This is a genomic window from Pseudoalteromonas sp. S1727 (assembly GCF_005886375.1).
In the GTDB taxonomy this organism is placed as follows: Bacteria; Pseudomonadota; Gammaproteobacteria; order Enterobacterales; family Alteromonadaceae; genus Pseudoalteromonas; species Pseudoalteromonas haloplanktis.
This window is the reverse complement of record NZ_PNDT01000024.1, coordinates 17,794-42,491: the sequence shown is the minus strand read 5'-3', so window position 1 is coordinate 42,491 and position 24,698 is coordinate 17,794. Positions and strand designations below refer to the sequence as shown.

Annotated in this window: 23 protein-coding genes; 15 read left to right on the top strand and 8 right to left on the bottom strand. The window is 40.7% G+C overall.

The features are described 5' to 3' along the window. Positions 1–58: 58 nt before the first annotated feature. On the bottom strand, positions 59–3,175 hold the full coding sequence (locus CWB85_RS07690) for an efflux RND transporter permease subunit (RefSeq protein ID WP_138554575.1): 3,117 nt from the start codon (positions 3,173–3,175) through the stop codon (positions 59–61). A gap of 11 nt (positions 3,176–3,186) precedes the next feature. Then, positions 3,187–4,392: an efflux RND transporter periplasmic adaptor subunit gene (locus CWB85_RS07685; RefSeq protein ID WP_249314814.1), complete on the bottom strand. Its 1,206-nt coding sequence runs from the start codon at positions 4,390–4,392 to the stop codon at positions 3,187–3,189. Positions 4,393–4,653: 261 nt separating this feature from the next. On the opposite strand from CWB85_RS07685, the gene CWB85_RS07680 reads away from it, so the two are divergent. The 4 genes from CWB85_RS07680 (at position 4,654) to CWB85_RS07665 (ending at position 7,507) form a co-directional block, all read left to right on the top strand. Continuing rightward, positions 4,654–5,445 (top strand): crotonase/enoyl-CoA hydratase family protein, encoded by a 792-nt coding sequence (locus tag CWB85_RS07680; RefSeq protein WP_016709870.1) that lies wholly within the window; start codon positions 4,654–4,656, stop codon positions 5,443–5,445. Between the two features lie 98 nt (positions 5,446–5,543). Then, positions 5,544–5,930 (top strand): CidA/LrgA family protein, encoded by a 387-nt coding sequence (locus CWB85_RS07675; RefSeq protein WP_138554574.1) that lies wholly within the window; start codon positions 5,544–5,546, stop codon positions 5,928–5,930. Continuing rightward, on the top strand, positions 5,923–6,630 hold the full coding sequence (locus CWB85_RS07670; RefSeq protein ID WP_138554573.1) for an LrgB family protein: 708 nt from the start codon (positions 5,923–5,925) through the stop codon (positions 6,628–6,630). The genes CWB85_RS07675 and CWB85_RS07670 overlap by 8 nt, the downstream gene beginning before the upstream one ends. 40 nt (positions 6,631–6,670) lie before the next feature. After that, entirely contained in the window at positions 6,671–7,507 is an 837-nt protein-coding gene (locus tag CWB85_RS07665; protein ID WP_016709873.1) for a mechanosensitive ion channel family protein, read from the top strand. Between the two features lie 128 nt (positions 7,508–7,635). Here CWB85_RS07665 and CWB85_RS07660 read toward each other — a convergent pair whose 3' ends face one another. Continuing rightward, positions 7,636–9,801 carry a TonB-dependent siderophore receptor gene (locus tag CWB85_RS07660; protein WP_016709874.1) on the bottom strand — a complete coding sequence of 722 codons (2,166 nt, stop codon included), beginning with the start codon at positions 9,799–9,801 and terminating at the stop codon, positions 7,636–7,638. Positions 9,802–9,903: 102 nt separating this feature from the next. Here CWB85_RS07660 and CWB85_RS07655 point away from each other — a divergent pair, with 102 nt between their 5' ends. The 5 genes from CWB85_RS07655 to CWB85_RS07635 all read left to right on the top strand — a co-directional run bounded on the left by CWB85_RS07655 (position 9,904) and on the right by CWB85_RS07635 (position 16,705). After that, positions 9,904–11,046, top strand: coding sequence for a PepSY-associated TM helix domain-containing protein (locus CWB85_RS07655; protein ID WP_138554572.1), 1,143 nt, complete (start codon positions 9,904–9,906; stop codon positions 11,044–11,046). Further along, positions 11,046–11,513: a PA2404 family protein gene (locus CWB85_RS07650; RefSeq protein WP_138554571.1), complete on the top strand. Its 468-nt coding sequence runs from the start codon at positions 11,046–11,048 to the stop codon at positions 11,511–11,513. Before CWB85_RS07655 ends, CWB85_RS07650 begins: the two co-directional genes overlap by 1 nt. Positions 11,514–11,743: 230 nt before the next feature. Next, positions 11,744–13,156, top strand: coding sequence for a family 43 glycosylhydrolase (locus CWB85_RS07645; protein ID WP_016709877.1), 1,413 nt, complete (start codon positions 11,744–11,746; stop codon positions 13,154–13,156). 191 nt (positions 13,157–13,347) lie between these two features. Beyond that, positions 13,348–14,514, top strand: a complete 1,167-nt coding sequence (locus CWB85_RS07640; protein ID WP_138554570.1) for a hypothetical protein — start codon at positions 13,348–13,350, stop codon at positions 14,512–14,514. A 229-nt stretch (positions 14,515–14,743) separates the two neighbouring features. Next, positions 14,744–16,705 carry a phytase gene (locus CWB85_RS07635; protein ID WP_138554569.1) on the top strand — a complete coding sequence of 654 codons (1,962 nt, stop codon included), beginning with the start codon at positions 14,744–14,746 and terminating at the stop codon, positions 16,703–16,705. A 40-nt stretch (positions 16,706–16,745) separates the two neighbouring features. On the opposite strand, the gene CWB85_RS07630 is transcribed toward CWB85_RS07635, so the two are convergent. From CWB85_RS07630 to CWB85_RS07620, 3 genes are all read right to left on the bottom strand, one after another. Then, positions 16,746–17,330 carry a YqaA family protein gene (locus tag CWB85_RS07630; RefSeq protein ID WP_138554568.1) on the bottom strand — a complete coding sequence of 195 codons (585 nt, stop codon included), beginning with the start codon at positions 17,328–17,330 and terminating at the stop codon, positions 16,746–16,748. A 192-nt stretch (positions 17,331–17,522) separates the two neighbouring features. Continuing rightward, complete coding sequence (locus CWB85_RS22760) at positions 17,523–18,416, bottom strand: GGDEF domain-containing protein (protein ID WP_016709881.1); 894 nt, start codon at positions 18,414–18,416, stop codon at positions 17,523–17,525. Positions 18,417–18,616: 200 nt separating this feature from the next. Beyond that, complete coding sequence (locus CWB85_RS07620; protein ID WP_138554567.1) at positions 18,617–19,480, bottom strand: PA4780 family RIO1-like protein kinase; 864 nt, start codon at positions 19,478–19,480, stop codon at positions 18,617–18,619. A 211-nt stretch (positions 19,481–19,691) separates the two neighbouring features. Here CWB85_RS07620 and CWB85_RS07615 point away from each other — a divergent pair, with 211 nt between their 5' ends. From CWB85_RS07615 to CWB85_RS07600, 4 genes are all read left to right on the top strand, one after another. Then, entirely contained in the window at positions 19,692–19,910 is a 219-nt protein-coding gene (locus CWB85_RS07615) for a hypothetical protein (protein WP_016709883.1), read from the top strand. Positions 19,911–20,025: 115 nt separating this feature from the next. Next, on the top strand, positions 20,026–20,916 hold the full coding sequence (locus tag CWB85_RS07610; protein WP_138554566.1) for a dienelactone hydrolase family protein: 891 nt from the start codon (positions 20,026–20,028) through the stop codon (positions 20,914–20,916). Positions 20,917–21,003: 87 nt separating this feature from the next. Beyond that, positions 21,004–21,372 (top strand): hypothetical protein, encoded by a 369-nt coding sequence (locus CWB85_RS07605; protein WP_171038995.1) that lies wholly within the window; start codon positions 21,004–21,006, stop codon positions 21,370–21,372. After that, the gene (locus tag CWB85_RS07600) at positions 21,369–21,749 is read left to right on the top strand and encodes a hypothetical protein (protein ID WP_016709886.1); all 381 of its coding nucleotides are present in this window, start codon (positions 21,369–21,371) and stop codon (positions 21,747–21,749) included. The genes CWB85_RS07605 and CWB85_RS07600 overlap by 4 nt, the downstream gene beginning before the upstream one ends. Positions 21,750–21,789: 40 nt before the next feature. Here the strand turns inward: CWB85_RS07600 and CWB85_RS07595 are convergent, their stop codons facing one another. Then, positions 21,790–22,263 carry a VOC family protein gene (locus tag CWB85_RS07595; RefSeq protein ID WP_016709887.1) on the bottom strand — a complete coding sequence of 158 codons (474 nt, stop codon included), beginning with the start codon at positions 22,261–22,263 and terminating at the stop codon, positions 21,790–21,792. A gap of 195 nt (positions 22,264–22,458) precedes the next feature. Between CWB85_RS07595 and CWB85_RS07590 the strand changes: the two genes are divergently transcribed. Next, positions 22,459–23,070 (top strand): SDR family oxidoreductase, encoded by a 612-nt coding sequence (locus CWB85_RS07590; RefSeq protein WP_016709888.1) that lies wholly within the window; start codon positions 22,459–22,461, stop codon positions 23,068–23,070. A gap of 183 nt (positions 23,071–23,253) precedes the next feature. After that, positions 23,254–23,907, top strand: a complete 654-nt coding sequence (locus tag CWB85_RS07585) for a hypothetical protein (protein ID WP_138554565.1) — start codon at positions 23,254–23,256, stop codon at positions 23,905–23,907. Between the two features lie 30 nt (positions 23,908–23,937). Here CWB85_RS07585 and CWB85_RS07580 read toward each other — a convergent pair whose 3' ends face one another. Continuing rightward, the gene (locus CWB85_RS07580; protein WP_138554564.1) at positions 23,938–24,636 is read right to left on the bottom strand and encodes a tRNA1(Val) (adenine(37)-N6)-methyltransferase; all 699 of its coding nucleotides are present in this window, start codon (positions 24,634–24,636) and stop codon (positions 23,938–23,940) included. Positions 24,637–24,698: the final 62 nt, after the last annotated feature.

Here is a 24,698-nt window from a genome sequence, read left to right as displayed (position 1 = left end):
GTAAATTTTTGACAAAAAAAAGCCAGGTTTCCCTGACTTTTTTTATATGGCGCGTATTTTACTCTTGTGTCGTCGCTGTACCTTTGACTTTTTCACGCATTAATTGCACCAAACTATAAAATAGCGGTACCAGTAAAGTGCCAAATATCGTCGCCGCTAACATACCAGCAAATACAGTGACACCCAGTGATACACGGCTTCCAGCTCCCGCACCAGTAGCAAATACTAATGGTAATATACCAAGCACAAATGATAATGCGGTCATTAGCACCGCACGAAACCTCATTTTAGCGGCACTAAGTGCCGCATCAAATATGCTCTTCCCCGCGAGGCGTTCTTCCATAGCAAACTCAACAATCAAAATTGCGGTTTTGGTCGACATGCCTATTAACAATACTAACCCCACCTGCGCATAAATATTATTCTCCATACCTAATACATAAAGCGCTAACATAGCACCAAACATCGCCAGTGGTATTGCCGCAATCACCGAAAACGGAATAGTCCAACTTTCATATTGCGCCACTAAGAATAAGTAAACAAAAATAACAGCTAAACCAAATAAGATTGGCGCCATATTCCCTGCTTCAATCTCTTGCTTTGATTGCCCAGCCCATTCAAAGATATAACCATTGGGAAGTTGCTCGGCAAGCTCTTGCATTGCTGCAATTGCATCGCCACTTGAAAAACCCGCCGCTGCCTGGCCACTGATACTGGCACTGCGATATAAGTTAAAGTGATTTAAGGTGGTTGGACCTAGGATTGGCTCAAGTTTAGCTAAGGTGGTGAGCGGCACCATAGCTCCCTCGTCATTGCGAACAAAATAATGCTGTAAGTCAGCTGGGTTTTTACGAAACTCGCTCTCAGCCTGTATTATAACTTTATAAGTACGGCTAAACTGATTGAAATCATTAATATATAGTGAACCCAGCTGAGCTTGCAGGGTTAAGAAAATATCACTTAACGCAACTCCTTGAGCTTTAGCTTTGTTTCGGTCTATTTCTAAAAAGTACTGCGGTACATTTGCTCTAAAGGTACTGTATACATTACTTAAGTTTGGATGCTGATTGGCTTCATAAACTAACCCATTAAGTACTTGTGCCAGCTCACTCGGATCACGCCCTTCACTGTCTTGCAAACGGAACTCAAATCCTGCACTTGCACCTAACCCTGGTATTGGTGGCGGGTTAAATACCATGATCTGTGCGTCAGGCATCGCCCACAGTTGCCCCATTAATCGACCAATCACTGACTTCAATCCGAGTTCGGGTGTCGTACGCTCTTCCCAATCTTTTAAAACAACAATACCAAGTGCATTATTAGAACCTGCGCCACCAAGTAATGAAAACCCCGATACGGCGATAAAATCAGTTGCCGCAGGCTCTTGTTTTACAATTTCCCCAATTTTATGCATCACACTCTGTGTGCGCCCTGAGGCCGCAGCATCTGGTAATTGTACATCGACAAATACAAAGCCTTGGTCTTCTGCTGGTACAAAGCCCGTTGGCACGCTTTTAGCGAGCCAACCTGCCGCAACAAAAATAACTAATACAAATATGGCCATCCGTGCAGAACGCTTTAAAATAAAGTGAATTATTTTACTGTAAACTGAGGTTGATTTAGTGATACCACTTTCAATAGGTGCCAACCACTTAATTGGTTTCATGGCTTTTTCATTTAGTAATAACGCACATAAAGCAGGGCTTAAAGTTAATGCATTCACCGACGAGATAAGTACCGCAAACGAGATTGTTACTGAAAACTGCTTATAAAGCTCACCGGTTATGCCCGGCATAAAACCGACCGGTACAAATACAGCTAACAACACTAAGGTAGTCGCAATAATAGGCCCTGTCACTTGCTCCATTGCTTTAGTTACCGCGTCTTTAATTGGTAGTTTTTCTTCTTTGAGGATCCGTTCAACATTCTCAACCACGATAATCGCGTCATCCACCACAATACCAATGGCAAGCACTAAACCAAATAAAGTAATTAAATTAATTGAGTAACCCATTGCCATCATAAACGCAAAAGTGCCCACTAAAGAAACGGGAATTGCAATGGTGGGAATTAGTGTCGCACGCCAGTTTTGTAAGAATAAAAACACGACTAACACAACCAAACCAACCGCTTGAAATAAGGTAATAACAACTTCTTCAATAGAGCGATTGATAAACTCTGTGGTGTCATAAGGAATTGAGTACTGCACACCATCAGGTAACTGTTTTGCGAGCTCTGCCATGGTTGCTTTTACATCACTGGCGACTTGCGTTGCATTAGCATCAGTTAACTGATAAATAACGATAAAGGCGGTATCTTGTTGATTTAACTTGGCGCTGGTGCTGTAGTCAGCAGAGCCAAGTTCAATACGGGCAATATCATTTAAACGTACAAAGTTACCGTCTTTATTGGCTCGAATAATAGTCTGACCAAATTCTTCTGGGGTTTTTAAGCGCCCTTTAGCTTGGATTGAATATTCAAATTGCTGACTTGGTAAGCTCGGCGCGGCGCCTAATTTCCCTGCCGCAACTATGGTATTTTGCTCTTGTAATGCAGCTTGTACTTCACCTACATTCAGCCCTAAAGCGGCCATTTTATCAGGGCGTAACCATAATCGCATCGAGTAAGTTTTCTCACCCATTACTTCAGCTGAGGCTACACCTGATATACGTCCTAGCGGCTCAGTTAAATAGTTAGTGGCATAGTTGCTTAAAAATATTGCATCGATATTTTGTTGATCAGAGTACAAATTAATACCGAGTAACATTGAACTGGACTTTTTCTTAACTGAAACGCCTTGGCGTGTTACTTCATTTGGTAAGCCGGGCTCTGCAAGTGCCACTCTATTTTGTACATTCACTTGCGCAATATCAGTATCAGTACCGACTTTAAAATACACGGTAATAGTCGCCGTCCCATTATTAGTAGAGCTGGACTCGATATACATCATATCTTCAACACCATTGACTTGCTCTTCAATGGGTCTGATCACCGACTCTTCAACAATTTGCGCACTCGCGCCAGGGTAAACAGCAGTTATTTGTACTTGTGGCGGGGTTATTTCGGGGTACATATTCACTGGTAGTAAAGCCATTGAAATCAAACCCGCAAGAGTTATCACAATGGAAATCACTAAAGCAAATTTAGGCCGCGCGATAAACGTTTTACTTATCATGTGGGCTCTCTTTAGCTTGCTGCATCTGTTTTGTTAGAAATAGTACCTGTGGTGTGATCAACTTTTTTCTCAACCGGTTTTACTTCAACCCCTTGGCGTACTTTTTGTAAGCCTTCAACAATTACTTGCTCACCTTCTTTGAGCCCAGACTCAACCACCCACATGGCGTTAATACGACGACCAAGCTTAACAATACGCGTTGCAACTTTATGATCTTTACCCACGACTAAGACAAATTTACCTTGCTGGTTTTCTTGTACTGCAGCTTGAGGAATAAGAGCTTGTTGTTTTTTATCTTTACTTTCAACAATCAATGTCACAAACAAGCCTGGCATTATGATATTTTGTGGGTTAGCAAAAGTCGCTCTTAGCTCTACCGTCCCTGTGCTGCGATCAATTTTAGTATCAGCAAAGTCAAGTCGCCCTTTTGAATCTAAACTTGAGTTATTAGGTAAGCGCAGCGATAAATCAATAGGCACATTTTGTGGGTTATTAGCACTATCTTGATGCTTTTGACGATAACTAATAAAATCGGCTTCTTCTACTTGAAAATTCACATAAATAGGATCAACATCGGTCAGTTCAGCCAATTCATTTGAAGCAGGCCCTACGATATTACCCACATCATAATTCACCTTACCGATACGTCCTGCAAACGGAGCTTTTATTTCCGTATAGCTTAGATTTAGCTTCGCTTTTTCAAGACTTGCTCGTGAAGAAATAACAGCCGCTGCAGCTTGATCATACTTAGTGGTTAATTTATCTAAATCAGATTGAGAGATAAACCCCTGTGAAGCCACTTCTTTACCACGCTTTAAATCACGGAATGCGCCATCTTGACCCGCAAGTTTACTCTTTAAATCCGCCTCTATTTCTGCAACAGATGATTGGTATTCGCTTGGATCTATTTTTAATAATAATTGCCCTTTTTCAACAAATGAGCCTTCATCAAAATGTCGCTCTATCAGCTCCCCCTCAACACGAGCGCGAATTTTAACTTCCTGATAAGCTTGTGTACGCGCAACAAACTCTCGATAATCCCCCACTTCTTGAGTCACCACATTAAACACAGAGACCGCCGGAGCAGGAGCCACTTGTTTTGTCGCATTGTCATCTGAGCAACCAGCTATATATGCAAGTAATGTTATACTCACAACGCCTTTTATAGCGAGTGACATGTAAGTTCCTAAAATGCTTGGCGTGAACCGTTTTAGCATGGTTTTTCTCCTTGGTAGGGTGCGCATCCTACCTTAATGATTGTTTGCAAAATGTGCTTAAACGCAACTTGCGTTAAGTGGCTATATTGATCGATAAGATAACAGTTAGTTCAGCTAAAAATATACACCACTTTGTAATCATTTGTGCGCCAAATTAACAATAAACGATGTTTTTATAGCTTATTTTTCAACTAACAAGCCATTCTTTACATCAATTCAAATAACTCGTAAGCTAATCTTAAACAGGTCTGAGGAGTTAGCATGATAAACTTTGAAAAACGACAATCGATTGCGTATGTAACATTATCCCGAAAGGATAAGCAGAACGCGTTAAACTTTGATATGTTCAAACAGCTCGCAACAATGATTAAGCTAATTAAAAAAGACGCCTGTATCCGTGCTGTTGTCATTCAAGGAGACGGAGAACATTTTTGTGCCGGATTGGATGTATCAGCCGTGATGAAAAGTCCTGCTAATATTGCCAAGCTGCTGTTTAAGTGGTTACCTGGGAACTGTAATTTAGCTCAGCAAGTTGTTCTTGGCTGGCAATCGTTAAGTGTGCCAGTATTTGCGGTAATTCAAGGTAACTGCTTTGGTGGCGGGCTACAAATAGCACTTGGCGCTGATTATCGTATTGTTCATCCAGATGCTCAATTAGCGATTATGGAAGCACGCTGGGGACTTTGTCCTGATATGGGGGCGAATGTGATTTTACCCAGCTTAATAAAACGTGATGATGCCATGTGGCTTGCCAGTCATGCCGCGCCTATCAGTGCAGATAAAGCATTGCAATTGGGCTTAATTACGCAAGTAAGTGATGACCCCTCACAGTGTTGTTTAGCAATGATAGACACCTTGTTAGCTCGCTCACCCGATACATTGGCGGCAATCAAGCGTGTTACCCAACAAAGTTTTAGCTCCTCAAAAAGACAAATTTTGGCCAAAGAAACAATTAGCCAAATTCGCTTACTAATGAATGGCAATACCAAAAAAGCCATTGCTATAGCAAAAGGCGCCGATAACATTGAGTATCACAATAGCAAACGCTGGTAACAAAACGCGCGTAATATGACGACTCAACAATAAGTCGCATAGTGTTAAGTAACAAAACATGGTGAAGTAATACCCAAACAGCTATGAGTCAATAATTAATGGACGTTAAAACATCTTTGCCCATCAAGCTTCTCCCTTATTTGATCAGCAGTACATTAATTGTAGGCTGCTTAGCCGTTGCCAAGCTGATAATGAATTGGTTGCAAGGCAGTTTCCCCGCCCCATTATTAGGTATGTTGATCTTACTTACACTGCTTTTAACCAAAACAGTAAAAGAGCAGCATATCGCACCATCAGCTAAACCACTGTTAAACTTTATGCCATTATTTTTTATCCCTGCGGGGGTCGGCTTTATCGAGCACCTTGAACTCATCAAACAACAATGGCAGTTCTTAACCGCAACACTTATTTTGGTACCGTTAACTAGCTTATTATTAATCGCTTTTGTGATTGGCTTATTTAAAGGACGCGCTGAGCATGGATGAGCTCGGATGGCTTAGTACCATCGTCATTATCACGTTATTTTTAGGGTTAAAAAAACTGAATGCAATCATTAAGAACCCTTTGCTTAAAGCGCTAACTAACCCAGTTTTGATGACGATTATGTTACTTGCTTTATTATTAATCAGTTGCTCACTACCCTACTCACAACTTGCAAACGATAGTCAATTATTAACTAGCCTGTTGGAGCCGGCAATTGTTGCACTTGCATTACCTCTATACCAACAATTTATACATATACGGAACAACCTAATACTCATTTTGATCAGTTGTAGTATAGGGATAATCAATGCCACCGTCATGGCAACGCTGCTCAGTGCCGCATTTGATGCTCCTCCGCAATTGGCGGCATCTGTTGCCGCTTTATCAGTCACAACACCGATTACATTATTAGTAACCGAATCACTCGGTGGGATCCCTTCTTTAGCAGCTACAATGGTCATTTTTATAGGTATACTCGGCGCATTATTTGCTTTGATGATCTTGCGGTTAGTGGGCGTTCACAATCACCAAGCACAAGGCGTTGCAATTGGCACCACTTTCCATGCCATTGGCACTGCAGCGGTCTTAACTGAGCCTCAAAAAATCAGCGCTTTTGCGTCCGTTGCTATGGCATTAAGTGCATTACTTACGGCATTAATTGTGCCGCTACTTTATCCATTTTTAAGTCAAGCTCTGCTATGATGATCTGTAATATTCTAATCGAACTATTTATGGCAAAGAGATGATCAGCACAGAAATTCAGCAAGTCGAAAAATACTACACCATGATCAGTGAGTACCTCGTTAAATACAGCATGCAGTTAGTGGGTGCATTGTTGATATTAGTTTTTGGCTTATGGGTCGCACAGAAAATCTCAAAAATGGTTGCCGCTTTAATGACGCGCAATAACATTGACGTGACGCTCACCAACTTTATCAGTAATGTTGTGAAAGTTTTACTGATCGTGATTTTTGTCATTATTGCGTTAGGTAAAATAGGCATAAGTGTTACCCCTTTTGTTGCCGCTATTGGTGCTGCTTCCTTAGGTGCAGGTTTAGCGTTACAAGGTATGCTATCAAACTATGGCGCTGGCTTAGCCATTATTGCTACTCGCCCCTTTATTGTTGGTGACACGATTGAAGTTAAAAATGTCAGTGGTCAAGTCAAGACTATCGAACTGGGCTATACCATTTTAATTAACGAAGAAAAAGTCGAAATAACCATTCCCAATAAACATATTGTTGGAGAAATACTGCATAACTCGTTTAACTATTCATTAGTCAAAGGGGAGATTGATATAGCCTACAATGCCAATGCAGAGCATGCCATCGAGCTTATTGAAAAGGTTTTAAAAGTACATGAGTTAGTTGCTGATGAACCTAATGCGCAAGTGGGTATTGAGCGCTTTGCACAAAGCGGTGTAACCATTAGCTATCGATACTGGGTGCCAACAACAAAAATTATCGAAACTAAGCTGGCAATAAATGGCGGTGTTTATAACGCAATTCAGGGGGCAGATATTGAAATTCCATTCCCGCAACGTGTTATTACTATTAATAATCAAGAACGTGATAGTTGACCCTGATAATCTTTGGGGTTTAATTTTCTGTGCCGGTGGCAGGTTATCTACACGAATGTAAACAAGATGCGATAATCAACTCAAATTAATAAGGGAGCAAATAGCTCCCTTATTAATTACGCTATTTTTTAAAACTTATAACGAACATTCGCCGACACCGTACGACGTTGCCCATAAAAGCAGTCGCCGCGCGCCAAACACGAAGTAATAACCGTTTTATCAGTGATATTTTGTGCCTGTAGACTCAGGCTATACTTCTCAAAGTCATACCCTATCATGGCATCAAATAGAGTAAAATCATCCGTCTTGATCGGATCATTCAGTACCACATTATCTATACTGACATAAGCACTACCATCAGAGGTTTCTCCTACATAACGAGCACCAAACCCCACCTTAAACCCATGCATATTCTCAGGTCGCCATGTTGTCCAAATTGAAGCTTGTTGTTCAGGTAAAGCAGCAAGTGTTGCGCCCTTTTCTCCTAGCGTATTACTTTGGCTCACATAACCATCGCTGTATGCATATGATGCATATACGTCAACACTTTGCCAGGCTAACTGCGCTTCAAGTTCAAGCCCTTTTACGGTAACTTCACCTTGCTGTACTTGGCCATTAGGATCAATAACGTTACTGTCTGTAGCTTGGTCTGCATTCAACGAGGTCGTACGGTTTTGCTCTACTATATGATACAACGCAGCCGTTAATAAATGCTCAGTTCCAGCGGGTTGATATTTAATACCAGCCTCGACTTGCTCACCTGTTTTTGGTACAAATGCATTACCAAACGCATCAGAACCTAATAAAGGTTCAAATGATTCACTGTAACTTGCGTATGGTGACACTCCACTATCAAATAAGTACATTAATCCAAGACGACCTGTTGTGGCATACTGTGATTCAGGCTCACCATTTTGTGGATTAGTGGTGGCTTTATCACGGCGCAATGCTGCTGATATGATCCATTGCTGCGCTATTTTCATACTATCTTGGATATATAAACCGGTTTGATAAGTTTTTGATGAATCATAATCAACAACATCTTCTAAGGTTGGTAAATTATCAACCTGTCCATATTCAGGGCTAAATAAGTCTAAAGTGCCGCCAACTCCATAAGCAGAGTCATTGTCAGTATAGGCATTTTGATAGTCAAGACCGACGACTATTGAGTGCTCTATATTGCCAGTTACCACATTGCCATGAAACTGTGCGTCACTTGCAATAGCACGTGAATCAGCAGAGCTAATATAAGCTACTCGGCTAACTGTTCGACCATCATCAAGGTACTTTGGTGGCCAACCATAAATAGTATGATAATCAGCATGACTGTCTGTATAACGCGCTGCTAATTTAAATTGCCAGTCGGTATTAATATTTTGTTCTAAAATAGCGGTAACTGACGCTTGCTCAGTATCATAACGGTCAAAACCTGGTTCAGAAACAAATCGATTTGAAGGTATTTGACCGTTTTCATTTTCCAAAATCGTTCCCGAGTGAGGTAAAAAGGAGGTGCTTGTACCAGACTCATTTTTTTGCCAATTGGTTAACAGGGTTATTTTAGTATCTTGTGCGGCGTACCAAGTAAGTGATGGAGAAAACACCATGCTATTATCCGGGACATAATCTGTTTGCGTGTCACTATCACGCCATAAGCCAACAACCCGTCCCTGTAATGACGCATCATCATTTAATGCACCTGTAATATCACCTGCAACTTGCTTACGAGAGTAATTACCCACTTGCCCCCAAAGCTGCCCTGACGTTTCAGCTTCTGGCTTTTTACTCACTAAGTTAACAATTCCACCAATTGAGCCTTGTCCATAAAGCACCGAACTTGGGCCTTTGAGAATTTCAATTTGTGATAAAGCATACGGGTTTGTACGAACATTATTGTAATAGCCATATAATGACTTTAAACCATCAAGATATTGCACCGGCGACACACCACGAATGACAGACCAATCACCACGTGTATCAACACCATAGGGACCATTATACAGACCTGCAACATAGCCGATTGCATCCTGAACGGTTAGTGCACCTAAATCTTCAATACGTTCTTGCGTTAAAACAGACACAGATAGTGGAGTTTCAATGATTGGCACATCTGATTTTGCACCAGACGCACTCATATATGAAATTAGACCCCGCTGGCTTTTGACCGTAATAACCTCTAAATCTTGATCTTCTTTCGTGATTACTTCATCGCGTGCGATAACTGTCGATGCATTAAAAAGTGTATATAAAGTCAGCGACAATACACTTAATCGCGTAGTTATTCTGTTTAACTGCATTACTATCTCTTAGTCGTAAATTGAAATTGCCTATAGTTTAATAGTACAATTACTCAAATACAATGGTAATGATAATAAATATCATTTAAATAGAGTTTAAAGATGGCAAAAATTAGCAAGCGGTTTTGGTTTCAATTACATGGGTGGTTCTCGTTACCTGTGTGGGTATTGTTCTGTTTTATTTGTTTAACTGGCACTATTTCAGTGATCAGTCATGAGCTAACATGGCTAACAAACTCACACGCGCGCGCTAGTAACCCTGACAACTTACCTGAGAAATCTAAACAATCGCTGATTAATAGCTTAACCAGTGAATACCCAACTGCTGATGTGATGAGTGTTGTTAGTTACGAACCTTATTTAGTTAATGCCATTATTTTTACTGATACCGATAAGCCATACGCAACAGCCTATGTAAATCAATACACAGGTGAAATACAAGCCATAAATCAAACAACATCGTTTATTGAATTCATGCGCACTTTACACGGCTGGTTATATTTTCCATGGCAAGCGGGCTATAGTGTAGGCTACTACCTAGTGAGCGCTATGGCATTAGTGATCTTCGGTGCCTTGGCAACTGGCTTAATAATCTATAAAAACTTCTGGCGTGCCTTTACTCAGCCAAAAATACGCTTTGGGCAAGGTAGTAAAACATTGCTAAAAGACTTACACACTGTGGCAGGTGTTTGGTCTATTTGGTTTATGGCGATTATGAGCTTAACTGGGCTTTGGTACTTAACTCAAGCCATTATGTGGCATAACGAGATCGATATTGAAGAGCATGCGCCGATAGTAAACGAAGTTCAATTACCTAGCTCTAAAAACACACAAGCAATTGATTTAAATAGTGCTATTACAATAACTAAAAACCAGTTTAGCGAATTTACTCCGACTTACATCATGCTTCCTGAACACAACCGCGGTATGTATAGCATCATGGGGGCTGGCGATACGGTTTTTTATGATGGCTATTCATATTCTACATCTGTGAACCCTTGGACAGGCGAGATCGCAGCTAGCAAAAGTCCTGAAACCATGAGCACATTACAAACATTGTCACATATCGCAGATCCGTTACATTACGGCACAATTGGTGGTATTTGGACCAAAGTAATTTGGTTCCTTTTTGGCGTAATTTTAACGGGCATGTCTGTTACTGGCTTTATGATGTATTCAAAAAAGCTGGTTAAAGTGAAAAAGCCAAGCTCTGTCACACTGAATAATACTGCGGAGACAAACTAATGGCACGTTTACAACAAACCTGGTGGCAAGGTAACAAGTATTTACTTAATGCACTGATCCTGGTGTTGCCTTGTATCTATATTTATCAAGCGTTAAACCCTACTTTTCCTGAGCTATGGCAAGAACACACTGTAGGTGAGTTTAAAATAGCCCCTATGCCATTAAATATGGAACAACCATATTCGCATCATAACGAATATGTAAAAGACTTCTTTTTAGCATTTAACCAAGGTGAAATCAGTAATATTCGCCAAGCTTATTTAAATATAGGCCCGTATCCTTTGCCGCTAACTGAGTTAGTAAAGGGTGATGAAGGTATTATGCACGGCACCAATCATGGACAACACGCCCATGCTATAGCACCGTCAAGTATCAGCAAGGACGATAAGCTTTGGATCACCATTCAAACTTGGCAAGGTGAAGAACTCATTCAACACTGGGCGATCCCAAACCAATTAATACCGTAAACTATTCGCTTGGGGCACCTTGCCCTAAGCCTCTCCCTTCTTAGTGTGCTACTTAAAGTGTGCTCTCGTTTATAAAAACCAGCTTAAATCATTAGTTCATTAACTTTTATTGAACATTACAAAACAAACCCTTTACAAATATATTAATATAATAAAGTATTACAATTTATAAAGGCTAATTATCTGCCTTCGCTAATAATCTAATCCACACACAATAATTTGGAGACACTATGATATTTTCTAATAAAGTGATAGCCACTGCATGTATAGCTGTTGGTTTTTGTGCTAATAGTGCTTATGCAATTGATAACGGTGTTTACACTATTGAATCAAAATACAGCGCCAAACTTGTCGAAGTTAGTAGCGCACAAACCAATGATGGCGCAAATATAAGCCAGTGGACTGCAAATCAACATAATACTCAACGTTGGATCATTACCAATGTTGGAGGTAATAATTACTCTGTGATCAACTTAAACAGTGGTAAAGCGATGGAAGTGTACGACTGGGCCATAGCTGATGGTGCAAATGTCGCACAATATGAATATTCTGCAGTGGCTACACAACATTGGCAAATCAATGACAATGGCAACGGTTACGTGAGTTTCATTAATGCCAATAGCGGCAAAGCGCTCGATTTGTATGAGTTTAACGGTAGCGATGGCGCTAATATTAGTCAATGGACCTACAACGGCAGTGATGCTCAGCTTTGGCAACTCAATAAGCTGGCAAACGTAGAGTCTGCCCCGTTTGATCCTTCAACCACCAATGGTGCAACAAATCATTGGCCATTAACAGGTAGTTTAGTGACTCATGATCCGACCATTAGTTACGAAAATGGCACTTGGTGGATTTTTCAAACCGGGCCTGGCATTGCCGGAAAATGGTCAGATAATGGAGTTACTTGGAATGATGCAGCAGCGATTTTCCCTAATGGTTTAAATTGGTGGTCTAACTATGTGCCTGAGCATGATGGCATCGATGTCTGGGCACCAGAGCTGAAAAGCTATAATGGCCGTAGTTGGCTTTACTATGCCGTATCCACCTTTGGTTCACGGGTTTCAGCTATTGGTTTAACGTCAGCCACTAGCGTGTCAGCCGGTAACTGGCGAGATGATGGTTTAGTTATTAATACCACCAACAGCAATAACTACAATGCCATTGACCCTGATCTCGTCATCGCTAAAGATGGCGCCCCTTGGTTAGTCTTCGGTTCATGGAATTCAGGCATCAAATTAATGCGTATTAATCCGATCACCATGAAACCATTTGGTGAGCTCTATTCATTAGCTAGTCGCTCTGGTGGGATTGAAGCACCAACTATTATTTATCGTCAAGGTTATTACTATTTATTTGTCTCCGTGGGTAAATGCTGCGCGGGAACCGACAGTACCTACCGTATCGCATATGGCCGTGCCAGTGATATCCGCGGCCCTTACTTAGATAAAAATGGCAACAACATGCTCTCTGCTGGCGGCAGTATTTTAGATGCTGGTAACAATCAATGGGTCGGCCCAGGTGGGCAAGATATCCTAAATACTGATGTGATGGTTCGCCATGCTTATGACGGCGGTGACAACGGTGTGCCAAAGTTACTGATCAGTACGCTTAATTGGGACTCAAATGGTTGGCCAAAATATTAAATAACCTTGTTAGCTTTTCATCAAGCTTATTTACGCGCTTGATGAAAAGCTGTTAACAGCCAAACCTGTTTGCGCACTGTTAAAATCATTCATAAGCAGTTAATTGCTGAAATGTTTCCATCGTACACAATTGCCTAATTGCACTTAATTAGTGTAGCGTAGGCGAGTTGGTCTAGGTTAATGGGGAATACATGCAAAGCAAACAACGAAATGTTATCAAGTATATTGCCATACTTATACTAATAGTGCTTTGTTGGTTAGAGCAATTTAATAGCTATATAATGGCTTTTCTTGATCAAGCTTTAGTCCAAGCCTCACTCGTGTACGCTTCTGCTCGCAGCGTAAACGGGATTATTTCGTTACTGCAATCGGCCGAAGTGGGCATCGGCATAGCCAGCATTGCGCCTGCACAATTACTTGATCCCGTTAACGATTTAGCCGAATACATTGCCGATGCAATGCGTATGTCATTAGGTTCATTATTTATCCAACGAATATTATTTAGCATCTCTTCAGGTGTCTTTTTCAGTAGCCTATTCACCGCCAGTGCTATTGGTTATCTACTCTGTGATTACTTTGGCTATTTTAAACAGCTCACAAGCAAACTACTCGCCAGTCTTGTTTTAGTGCGGTTTTTAATCCCACTGGTGGTGCTCACCACAGGTCTTGCCAGCCAAGCGTTTTTAGATGAAGAGATTAACTCTCAAAATCAATATGTTGAAAACACCGTTGACACGCTCAGTGCCAAAGCCAACACAACCTCAGCGTTATCAGCGCAGTTAAGCGCAAAAATTAATAGCCAAAAGCAAAGTAGCCTCGATGAACTGGAACTCATTGCTGTTCAACAACAGCAATTAAAGGCAATTATTACCGACAATAAACAACAACTTGATGAATTAGATAAACAAATTGAGGCTATTCAAACAACCCGTAGTTTAACCGAAAAACTCACCTTAACAGAGCTGCCACAAGCCAAACCATTATTAAAAAAACAGCGCGATCTAAGGCAACAGCAAGCGTCGCTCAACAACCAATTAGCGGCATTACATCTACAAAAAAATCAACAGCTGCAATTGTTACATGATTATAATGATCAACTAACGGGTAACTCGGGGAATTTAATTAGCAAAGTTGTTGATACTGTTAGCACTGGTATTGCTGAAATGGCCGATTCGTTGGAAGGGTTATTTATTGAATTTTTAAACCTTGTGTCGCTGCTGATCATCAAATTATTTTTAATGCCTTTACTATTTTTATACTTATTTTGTAAGGCGTTTAAAGCTATTTGGCAACGCTCTGTATTACAGGCTTTAGCACAACTAAAATCACAAATAACCACCACTATCACAGACAAATAATGGCTTAGGGTCAAATCAGCTCACCCTGTATTTTATAGATCAAAGAGTCAATAACAACTCAAAACGCTAAATATAAATAAAATTAAAACAATGAGTTATATTATTTAAAGTGATACCTAGATAAAAATAATCAATTTAACCTTTGTGGTAAAAGTCTTAATTTTGTCACGGCTTTGTCATAAAAGTTATTTAGCTTGCACCGCATATCTGGCTAACTTAGGACTTACTTGTGCCAACACTTAAACCACTGGCTTATGCACTGAGCATAATTACATTCACAGCAACATTAGGCGCTTGCAGCAACCAAAATGTGCAACCCTCTGCGTCAGAGCACACTGCGCTCAAACTAAATAGCACGCCATTTTGGCAACAAAATAATATTCAAGGCTCGCAAGCCGCTTGGCTTGTTGACGACTCATGGTTACTCGCGAGTGAGAGTCAGGGCCTAATTATCGTTTCAAAAAATGGCCAACACAGTGACATTATTAAGTCAGGTAATTTTGAAACATTATCAGTACGCACTATTGCTGAGAACACGTTTTTAGTGGCCAGTATAGATAACGAGCATGATCACGTTGCAATGTTCAAACTAACAAATACTAATGGTAATTGGCAACTTACAACACACTCTGCCATTATCACCCCACAGGCAAAACCTGAAGCAGTATGCCTATTTAACAACCTCAATACTGGCAGTATTTCAGCATTTGTTGCCGATGTACGAGGTTTAATGACAGAAACCTTAGTGTACAATTTTGTCACAGGCAAAGCTCCAAACATTGCAGTACGTGAGTTTGCAGCGGTCAATGAAGCTGCTGGCTGTACAGTTAATGATAAAAATCAACAACTATTTATTAGTGAAGAAGAACTGGGGATTTGGCAAATGAATGCCAATGCAGAGTCAACGGCAGCTAAGCACCCTGTAGCCATGGTTACGCCATTTGGAGAGCTTGCCAGTGGTATTGGTGGATTAACCACCAGTGCTGATGGCAGCTTATGGTTTACCACCAGCAACGACAATAGCTTATACCGATACAATACCGAGCATAACTTGCAACAAAAATGGCAGCTAGCTGGCGATCACAGTATTGGTTCAGTGGCCGTGACAAATGACGTAGCCGGTACGCAAGCTATTATGTACGATGACGAAACTGGCGCGTACCTCAGCAGCCAACTAGTGCTAGAGCCACTTAGTAGCGCTTCATCATCACCGAGCAGCGTGACTAAAACAGCACATGTATATGCAAACCTACAAACTGCGCCAGTTGCGGCCTTTGGCGATGCCGCTGACGACCCCGCCATTTGGGTGCACCCAACAGATACCAGCAAAAGTCTGATCCTAGGGACCGATAAACGCCGCGGCCTTATGGTATACAACTTAGCGGGTGAGCAAACGCAAGCGTTGGAAGTGGGTAGAGTTAACAATGTTGATGTTCGCCAAAATCGTCGCATCAATAATCCTACTAATACCTTAATAGCAGCAAGTAACCGCAGTGAAAATAGCATTAGTTTATTCACCGTCGATCTACAAAATAACGTGCAACTGCTAGGCAGCGTAGCAACAAATTTAACTGAAATTTATGGTTTATGTATGTACTCTTCTCACTCTGGGAATTACGTATTTGTTAATGATAAATCAGGGCTATACCAGCAATATAAAATTACCAACCAACAACAAAAAGTGGCCGGTGAACTGGTGCGTGAATTTAATCTACCTAGTCAGCCTGAGGGCTGCAGTAGTGACGATAAGAATGGCGAACTTTTTGCCGGTGAAGAAGACGCTGGAATTTGGTTTATCAGTGCTGAGCCCGATACAAAACAGCAACCCATTTTACTGCAATCAATTAATGAAATGTTGATTGATGATGTCGAAGGGATGGAAATTTATCAAGGTACTAATGAGCGTTTACTCGTGGTATCAAGCCAAGGTGATAATAGCTATGTGGTATATAGGATAAACAAAGGTGAACATCACCCGACACTAGAATTTACCAGCAAATTTAATATTATTGCCAATTTAGCTCACGGCATTGATGGCGTGTCAGAAACGGATGGCTTAACAGTAACCGCTAAGCCTCTGCCAGGTTACCCACAAGGCGTGTTAATTGTGCAAGATGGCTATAACCGTATGCCTCAACAACCGCAGAATTTTAAACTGGTTGATTGGCGCCAGATACAAAACCTGAAATAAAAGTCGCCACTCAAGCCTTGTTATTGCCGCTTTTAGGCGGCTATAGCAAGGTTGTTATCCACCAAATAAGTAACACTAATAGCGTTAAGCCAATCACCGCTTTGGTTTTATGTTTTTTAATAACCCGCTCTGCTTGATTACCCGCAAAGTAAACCACCAACGCCAACCCAAAGTAGCGGATTGAACGCGCGATAGTCGTGGCAATTAAAAACATCACAAGTGAATATTTAGTCGCACCTGCAGCAAGCATGGCAATTTGAAAGGGGATGGGCACGATCCCTAACGTGATCACAAACCAAAAGCCTTGTGCCTGCATTTGCTGTTTTACTTGTTCAAACTGTTCAGGATTTGAAAAAGTATTAATTACCCAATCTCCAACCGCATCAAATAAATAATAACCCAGTGCATAACCAAATAGCGCACCAATGATACAGCCGACTGTCGCCATTAAGGCGATTAACCACAGCTTTTCACGGCGAGCTTGCATTAAAGGCACTAACACCGCTTCAAGTGGGATAGGAACGATTGTTGATTCTAAAAATGAAGCCGCTGTTATGCTGGTAAGCATATGTTTTGAATCAATCAATTGTCGCGTTTTCTGCTTTAAACGCTTAAAAACAGTCATGGTAATCCTTTAGAAAATAAATTCATAATATCAATACACTGCAAGCTCAATACCAACCGCTTCAGTGAAATAAAGGCATTGTTTAATAATGATTTTTCTTAAAAAAGTTAATTAATTGGCCGGCTTGTCTGAATGAGGCTGTAAAAATCCCAGTCAAAATTGTAAATTTTACTGTAATCAATAGCTTAGATATTAAGCAAGGTTATATTGGTCTCGCCCACTGTTTTTAGCTTTATATAACGCCTGATCAGCACGCTTAACGACCTCAGTAAGCGATTCGTTGGCAGTCTTAAACGACACCCCAATACTCACTGTAACCTTACGTTGCTTATTCAACTCTATAGTTCGTGCAATTGCGAGTAACTGCTGGCTAAGCTCGATGGCAAATTGCTGATCATCGCCGGGCACAAATACGGCAAACTCCTCACCTCCTAAGCGAGCAAACACACATTCTTGACTAAATGCCTTGCTATATAATGCCGCCAGTTCAGTCAGAACCTTATCGCCCACATCATGACCAAATTCATCGTTAATCGATTTAAAAAAATCGATATCAATAATTATCAGGGTAAATCGCTGAGTTTGCACCTGCTGCATATGTTGATAAAAAAAGCGTCGATTAGCTATTTTAGTTAGATAATCTGTGGTCAACTCTTTTGATAAGCGTTGCTGAGTGCGCTTTAAATCCGCCATTGTTAGCTTTAAACCATAACAGGTAAGCAACATGCCCGCAGTACGCAAAATATCTTCAACATAAATACCAATAAATAATGGCTGAGTTAAAATTTCATCAAGAAGATCAAAAGTTAATCCTGCTGTCCAAAGCGTCAAACCGAGACTCAAGTGGACATAAGCAGTCGTCGACAAATTGGCTTTTTGTACGATCACAAAAATAGCCACCACAATTAAAAAGTTAATAGCGTCAGTAAGTACACCGTTTAAAAATATATGCTCATCAAGATCAGGTAAAAAAATACAATATAAAACAACAATCAATACCAGTGACAATATAAACATCGACGCAAACGCTCGGTGTAGCCACTTTCTCTCAAGCTGCTGATTAAATTCATTTTCACAGTATGCCATACGCGATTATCACTGCTTAAATTATCACTTAATAACTAACCTTAGCACAAACACATGAACCTATACTGCAGCTAATGCATCACGCGTGTATTTAATAACTTAGTCACCACGATAGAAAAATTTTGACACCTGTGTTCCTAACTGTCGTTTAGAGCAACTTACTGTGCAGCCATGTTTTGCCTTACTCAATCAGGGTAAGGCTAATCTTCGTCAGGTGCTTGTGCAGCCTTTATTCGCGCTTGGTTCTCTTGCATTTGCTCAAATGCCGCTTTGATTTCATCAAGTACTGAGTCTACATTAGCGGCAGTATGATCATCTGCGATATCACCATAAAGCACGGTTTCAGGAGTTAATTCACCCGCTTGGTACAAAGCCCACATTTCTTCACCAAAACGGGTATCGAGTATTTCTGGTGCGTACTGTCCGTAATACAAACGCATATTACGTACGTCACGTAAAAACATCTCGTGGGCATTATTATTCGCCGCCGCATTAACCGCTTGCGGTAAATCAATCACAACTGGACCGTAACTGTCGACTAACACATTAAATTCAGACAAATCACCATGCACAATCCCAGCACAGAGCATCAAGCGAATGTAATGAATCATAGTGGCGTGATCTTCGATGGCCTGCTCTGCAGTTAAACTGACATCGTTTAAACGCGGTGCAACATCACCTTCATTATCGGTCACTAAGTCCATGATCAGTACACCATCATAACAACCATAAGGCTGCGGTACTTTTACACCAACCCGAGCCAGCGTGAACAGCGCATCTACCTCTGCATTTTGCCAGACGTTCTCTTGTTCTTTACGCCCAAACTTCGAGCCTTTCTCCATCGCCCGACCACGACGGCTATTACGTACTTTACGCCCCTCTTGGTATTTTACGGCTTGTTTGAAGCTGCGATGCTGCACATCTTTATAGACTTTTGCACAGCGAATGTCATTGCCGCAACGGACAACATAAACCGACGCTTCTTTACCACTCATTAACTGGCTGATGACTTCATCAACGATACCGTCTTCGATTAACGGTAGGATCTGTTTTGGCGTTTTCATAACACGTTTATACCGAACTTAGGCATACCTTTTAATCTTCTCGCACACTATTTTATTTGACAGGCCCTTACGTTAAAGCAAAAGCACATGAAAACCAATGCTAATAAACACACTATCGAATTTATCAAACTGGTTAAATAACAAAAAACTTGACTAAATCAGCTAAATCCACAAACTGCGAGGTTAACAGCCTAAATTATACTTACTTTATATGAATTCAGAAATACGCTACCACTTCCAATCAGCTCAAATAGCAAATCGTTTTTTAAACGAATTAAAACACTGGCCTATCGCTCGGGTGAAAACAAAACTGCTTAATGGTGGCTTTGATGTAAAAGTAAGTTATCAATTTGATGGTGAAGGGTTTGACTACACGTGTGCTGAACTTGATGACTTAGCCGCAAAACATGGCGGCGAAGAAGTCAGCTAACTTTTGTTCAGTCACTGCGATTAATTTTGTTTGTTGTGCAGACAGCAATATACATTGTCAGCGCTCTCAGCTATGTTATTAAAAAACTAAATCATCAATAACATAAGGTACTGCAATGAATAACCCACATTCAGATCATATTCCTCAAGAAGCGTTTGATTGGTACGACGAATACGCCCATGGCAAAATGGACCGACGTACCTTTATGAAAAAACTAGGTGGCTTAGTCGCACTTGGTTACTCCATGACCGTACTCACTTCAGCACTATTACCTAATTACGCCCTCGCCGAACAAGTCTCATTTAATGACGAAGCAATCAAAGCCACTTACCAAACCTTTGATTCACCCGATGGCCACAGTAAAGGCCAAGGTTACTTGGTCATACCTACGGGCCTTACAGGTAAACGTCCCGTGGTACTAGTGATCCACGAGAACCGTGGCTTAAATCCATACATTAAAGATGTTGCCCGCCGTTTAGCTAAAGCGGGCTTTATTGCTTTTGCACCCGATGCACTATACCCACTTGGGGGTTACCCTGGCAATGATGATGAAGGGCGAGCAATACAACGCTCTATGGACAAAGAAAAAATTCAAAATGATTTTGTCGCGGCCGCTAACTATTTAAAATCACACCCAAACAGTAATGGTAAACTCGGCGCTGTTGGCTTTTGTTTTGGTGGCTATATTGTCAATTATTTAGCGGCTGTGGAATCAACCTTATTAAATGCCGGCGTACCTTTTTACGGCACTCCTGCCAGCGAAGCACTGCGCAAAAATATAAAAGCTCCGTTGGTAATTCAACTTGCAGAGCTCGATGAGCGGGTAAATGCAACATGGCCTGATTATGAGCGTGACTTAAAAAGCCTCGGTGTAGATTACCAAATGCACATTTATCCCAAAACTAACCATGGTTTTCATAACGATTCAACGGGTCGTTACGATAAAGAAAACGCTGAACTTGCTTGGCAACGAACACTGGCATTTTTTAACGAAAAACTCGTATAACTTCAGTGCAGTGTTTAGTAACATAGCTAATAACAAGCTAAGCACTGCCACTTTCTCACTAAACTCATTTAAGAAATCACCGCCCTCATGAGCACATTTTTCCTGTTAAAATACCTGACATTTTTTTTCGGTTGCATGAGTTGTTTTATTCTTCATACTCAGTTTGCTATTCCTGCTGTTATTGCATCCTGTTTAACTGGCCTCGTTGGTAGCTTTATTCCTTTTCCCAAGCAGTATGAATCTCACCCTTACGCAGCTATTTATGCAGGAAGTTTTGCAGGTATGTGCTCTCAAGGTTTGATCAGTAGTTACTGGGAACTTGCCATTATTTCTTTCATTGGCGCTACGTTATATGTACTGACTAGGAAAATGTTTACTGGCTTTGGTGGGAAACTAGGCAGTATTGCCTTTATCAGCGTTGCTTTATTTGTCCTTGCGAAAGGGATTGTACTATGAATTTAGCATCGATTTTATTGGCTTTACTAGGCGCATTCTCGACTTTTTATTTGGCGAGACATCATCGTCTGGGTGCTATTAGAGCCTCTGCCATTTTGTCTATCCTTACTTACCTTATACTCCTGCCGACTGATTTTAACGCAGAGCTATACAGCACCCTCTTTTTTGGTGGCTCTTTTATTGGCATGAGTGCGCCAAAACGCTTTGGTATCTATACCCTATTTTCATCCAGCATTATGTTTGCAATGCTATTTGAAAACTTAATTCCGTATTTTAATAACTTTGGTGGCGCTTTAGGCGTCAGTGCATTTTTATCTGTATGTATTTGCCAAGTGGCAATTATACTTGGCGCGCCACGCAGTAAAAAGCACCACTAATCGTATTGATAAACTAAGGTGATTTAACGGGGATTAACCTTTACGCGTCTTCTTCTTTGCTAATTAAATCAGCCATACGTTGGCTTATTTCGTCTTCGCTAAGATCTTCTTTATGGGTGCCAATAGTCCAAACATGGCCAAATGGATCTTGTAATGTACCTGCTCTATCTCCGTAAAACTGATCGTGTACAGGGCGAATTTCTGTAGCGCCTCCTGCAATCGCGTTAGCAAACACGCTATCTACATCCTCAACGTACAACATTAAACTAACCGGTGTCCCCCCTAATTCATCAGGGCTTTTAAAATGTACCTCTGGGCACATATCTGAAAGCATAATATGCGAGTCACCTATTTTAATCTCCGCATGGGCAATACCGCCATCAGGTAAAGGCATTTGCATAATAAGCTGAGCATTGAATACCTGCACATAATACTCTATTGCTTTCGCTGCACCGTTAATTATCAAATAAGGAGTTATTGCATGATACCCCTTTGGAATAGCTGAAACCGTCATTTTATTCTCCAAATGTGTGTTCTTGCTCATAAAGATAGTCGATCTTAGCTGAAAGTCAGCTTTATAAAGTAATAATCGAGACATTCAGTTACTGATCAAAACAATCGCAATAACGATTGCCCCTTTAAAAATAAAATTTCCCCCCAAGGTCTATGTGTACTGTAAGCAATTTAACTAGTTGATAAGGAGTTATGTATGAGTAAGACATTAATCATAGGCGCGAGTGGTCAAATTGGTAAATTAACAACGCAATTACTACTTAATGATCAGCAGCATGTGGTCGCACTGGTACGTGATAAAAACAAACTAAGCGAGTTAAACAGCCCTTACTTAACAGTGCTTGAGCAAGATCTTGAAGGGGACTTTAATCAAGCATTTACAGATTGTGATAAGGTTATTTTTGTAGCTGGCTCGGGCGGTAACACCGGTGCAGATAAAACCTTATTAATTGATTTATGGGCCGCAGTCAAAGCCGTTGACTATGCAAAGCAACATACTATTAAACACTTTATTATGGTCAGCTCAATCGGTGCAAATGACCCAGATGCGATTGAAAGTGACATAAAGCCTTACTTAGTTGCAAAGCATATGGCTGACGAACACTTAATCAATAGTGGCTTAAATTATACGATTGTACGCCCTGGTACACTTACTAACGACAGTGCCTCATTAAAAATTACCACACAACGACCCAGTGACCGTAAAGAGGCCAAAATTAGCCGAGGAAATGTTGCCAATGCATTATTACAAGTAGCTAAAAATGCCCCGAGTGAGAATCAAATTTTTGAATTATTTGATATGAACTAACTCCAAGCAGTGTAGATCGGGGCGTGTATACATGCTCCGATCTAAGCCCAAATTAAACTTCTGCGTTTTTCGCATACCTGCAATTGAAGCTACATTTACTTACAAAACATTACATTTTTAAGGTACAAAAATAGACGTGTCTCTCTAAACTAATTAGTAACTAACACATAAAAGGACTTAGTTATGCTAACTAGAATGCTCTGTATTGTAACCTTATCAAGTTTTATTAGTGCGTGTGATTCTGAAGATCTCGAAACTGCTAATTTTGGTTCTTCACTTTATAAAAATGATTACACGCTAATCAACGCGACGAATAGCGAAATTGATTTCCACATGGCAAATACCGAAATTGCAGGCGATGAACGAGACGTAAGCAGTAATAAGTACTATATTGAAACCCTAGCCAGTGGTGATGAGCCAACAACCATCCGCCACGAACATAATGTGGGCTATAAAATTTCTTTTTATGTGCAAGAGCACAGTAAAGCTAGCCGCCACCACAAAAAGCAATTTAAGGTAAAAAACGATCAGGATTATCATTTCATTGCTTGGCAAGAGCAAGATGCCTTGCGCTTAAGCTTAATGAAAAACCAAACAAACAATAAACCTGACTTTTTTGCAGTGAGATTTTTAGCCACAGAATCAATGACACTTATAGTGAACAAACAACCACTCATCATGGCCAAAGGAGAGATAAGCCTATGGCGCCATGTTGACGACTGTAATGATGATATTAAAATTAATGATGAAACACTCTCAATTTGTCACACATCTTATGGTAACTCTTATACATTCGTGATCGATAAAAGCGGCATTAAAGCAACCATTAACGAATGATAAACCTCGCATTAGTGATGTAAAACATACCTACATTTTTAAATAAAAATCCTTACACAGGGCAATATACTCATCACTATATTGCCCAGCTTCACCATGAATCGTTAAATGGGTCAGCTCACATGAACGAGCCTGATAGGCAAAACACATTAAGCTGCGACTTGGCGCTTTTGCTTTTGTTGTATTCACCAAACAATGGCGTACTAAATGCAAATCTTGCAGTTGTGCTTGTGTTATAAATTGCTGTGCTTCTGGACATGGTAAAATTACATTTAGAAATGACTTTTCATGGCTAAGTCGTTTAAATGCGCTGATAAGCTCACTAAAACTCAAACTATCAGTATGGCGTGCTGTATTACGCGCTTGATCATCCCCTTTTAAACTGGCATTAAAATACGGAGGATTACTGATCACTACATCAAACTCAGTAATGCTGTTTACTTGCTGAATAGCTTTTTGCACCAGTGCAATATCGGGCCATGGACTATTGGCAAAGTTTTGCTGCGCATCAGCACACGCATTCTCATCAATTTCAACAGCACTAACGGCCATGCAGGGCTTGCGTTGCTTACACATTAATGCCAATAAGCCTGTTCCCGTGCCAACATCCAGCAACCGCTGTGCAGTGACTAAATCAGCCCAAGCGCCCAGTAAAATACCGTCCGTCGAGACCTTCATCGCGCTGCGCGTTTGCGCCACTTTAAATTGTTTAAACACAAAGCCTGACATTTTTTCACCTTTTCATTCACCAACTGGCGGATAGCGCGTATAATTAACGGCAATTGTCCTCT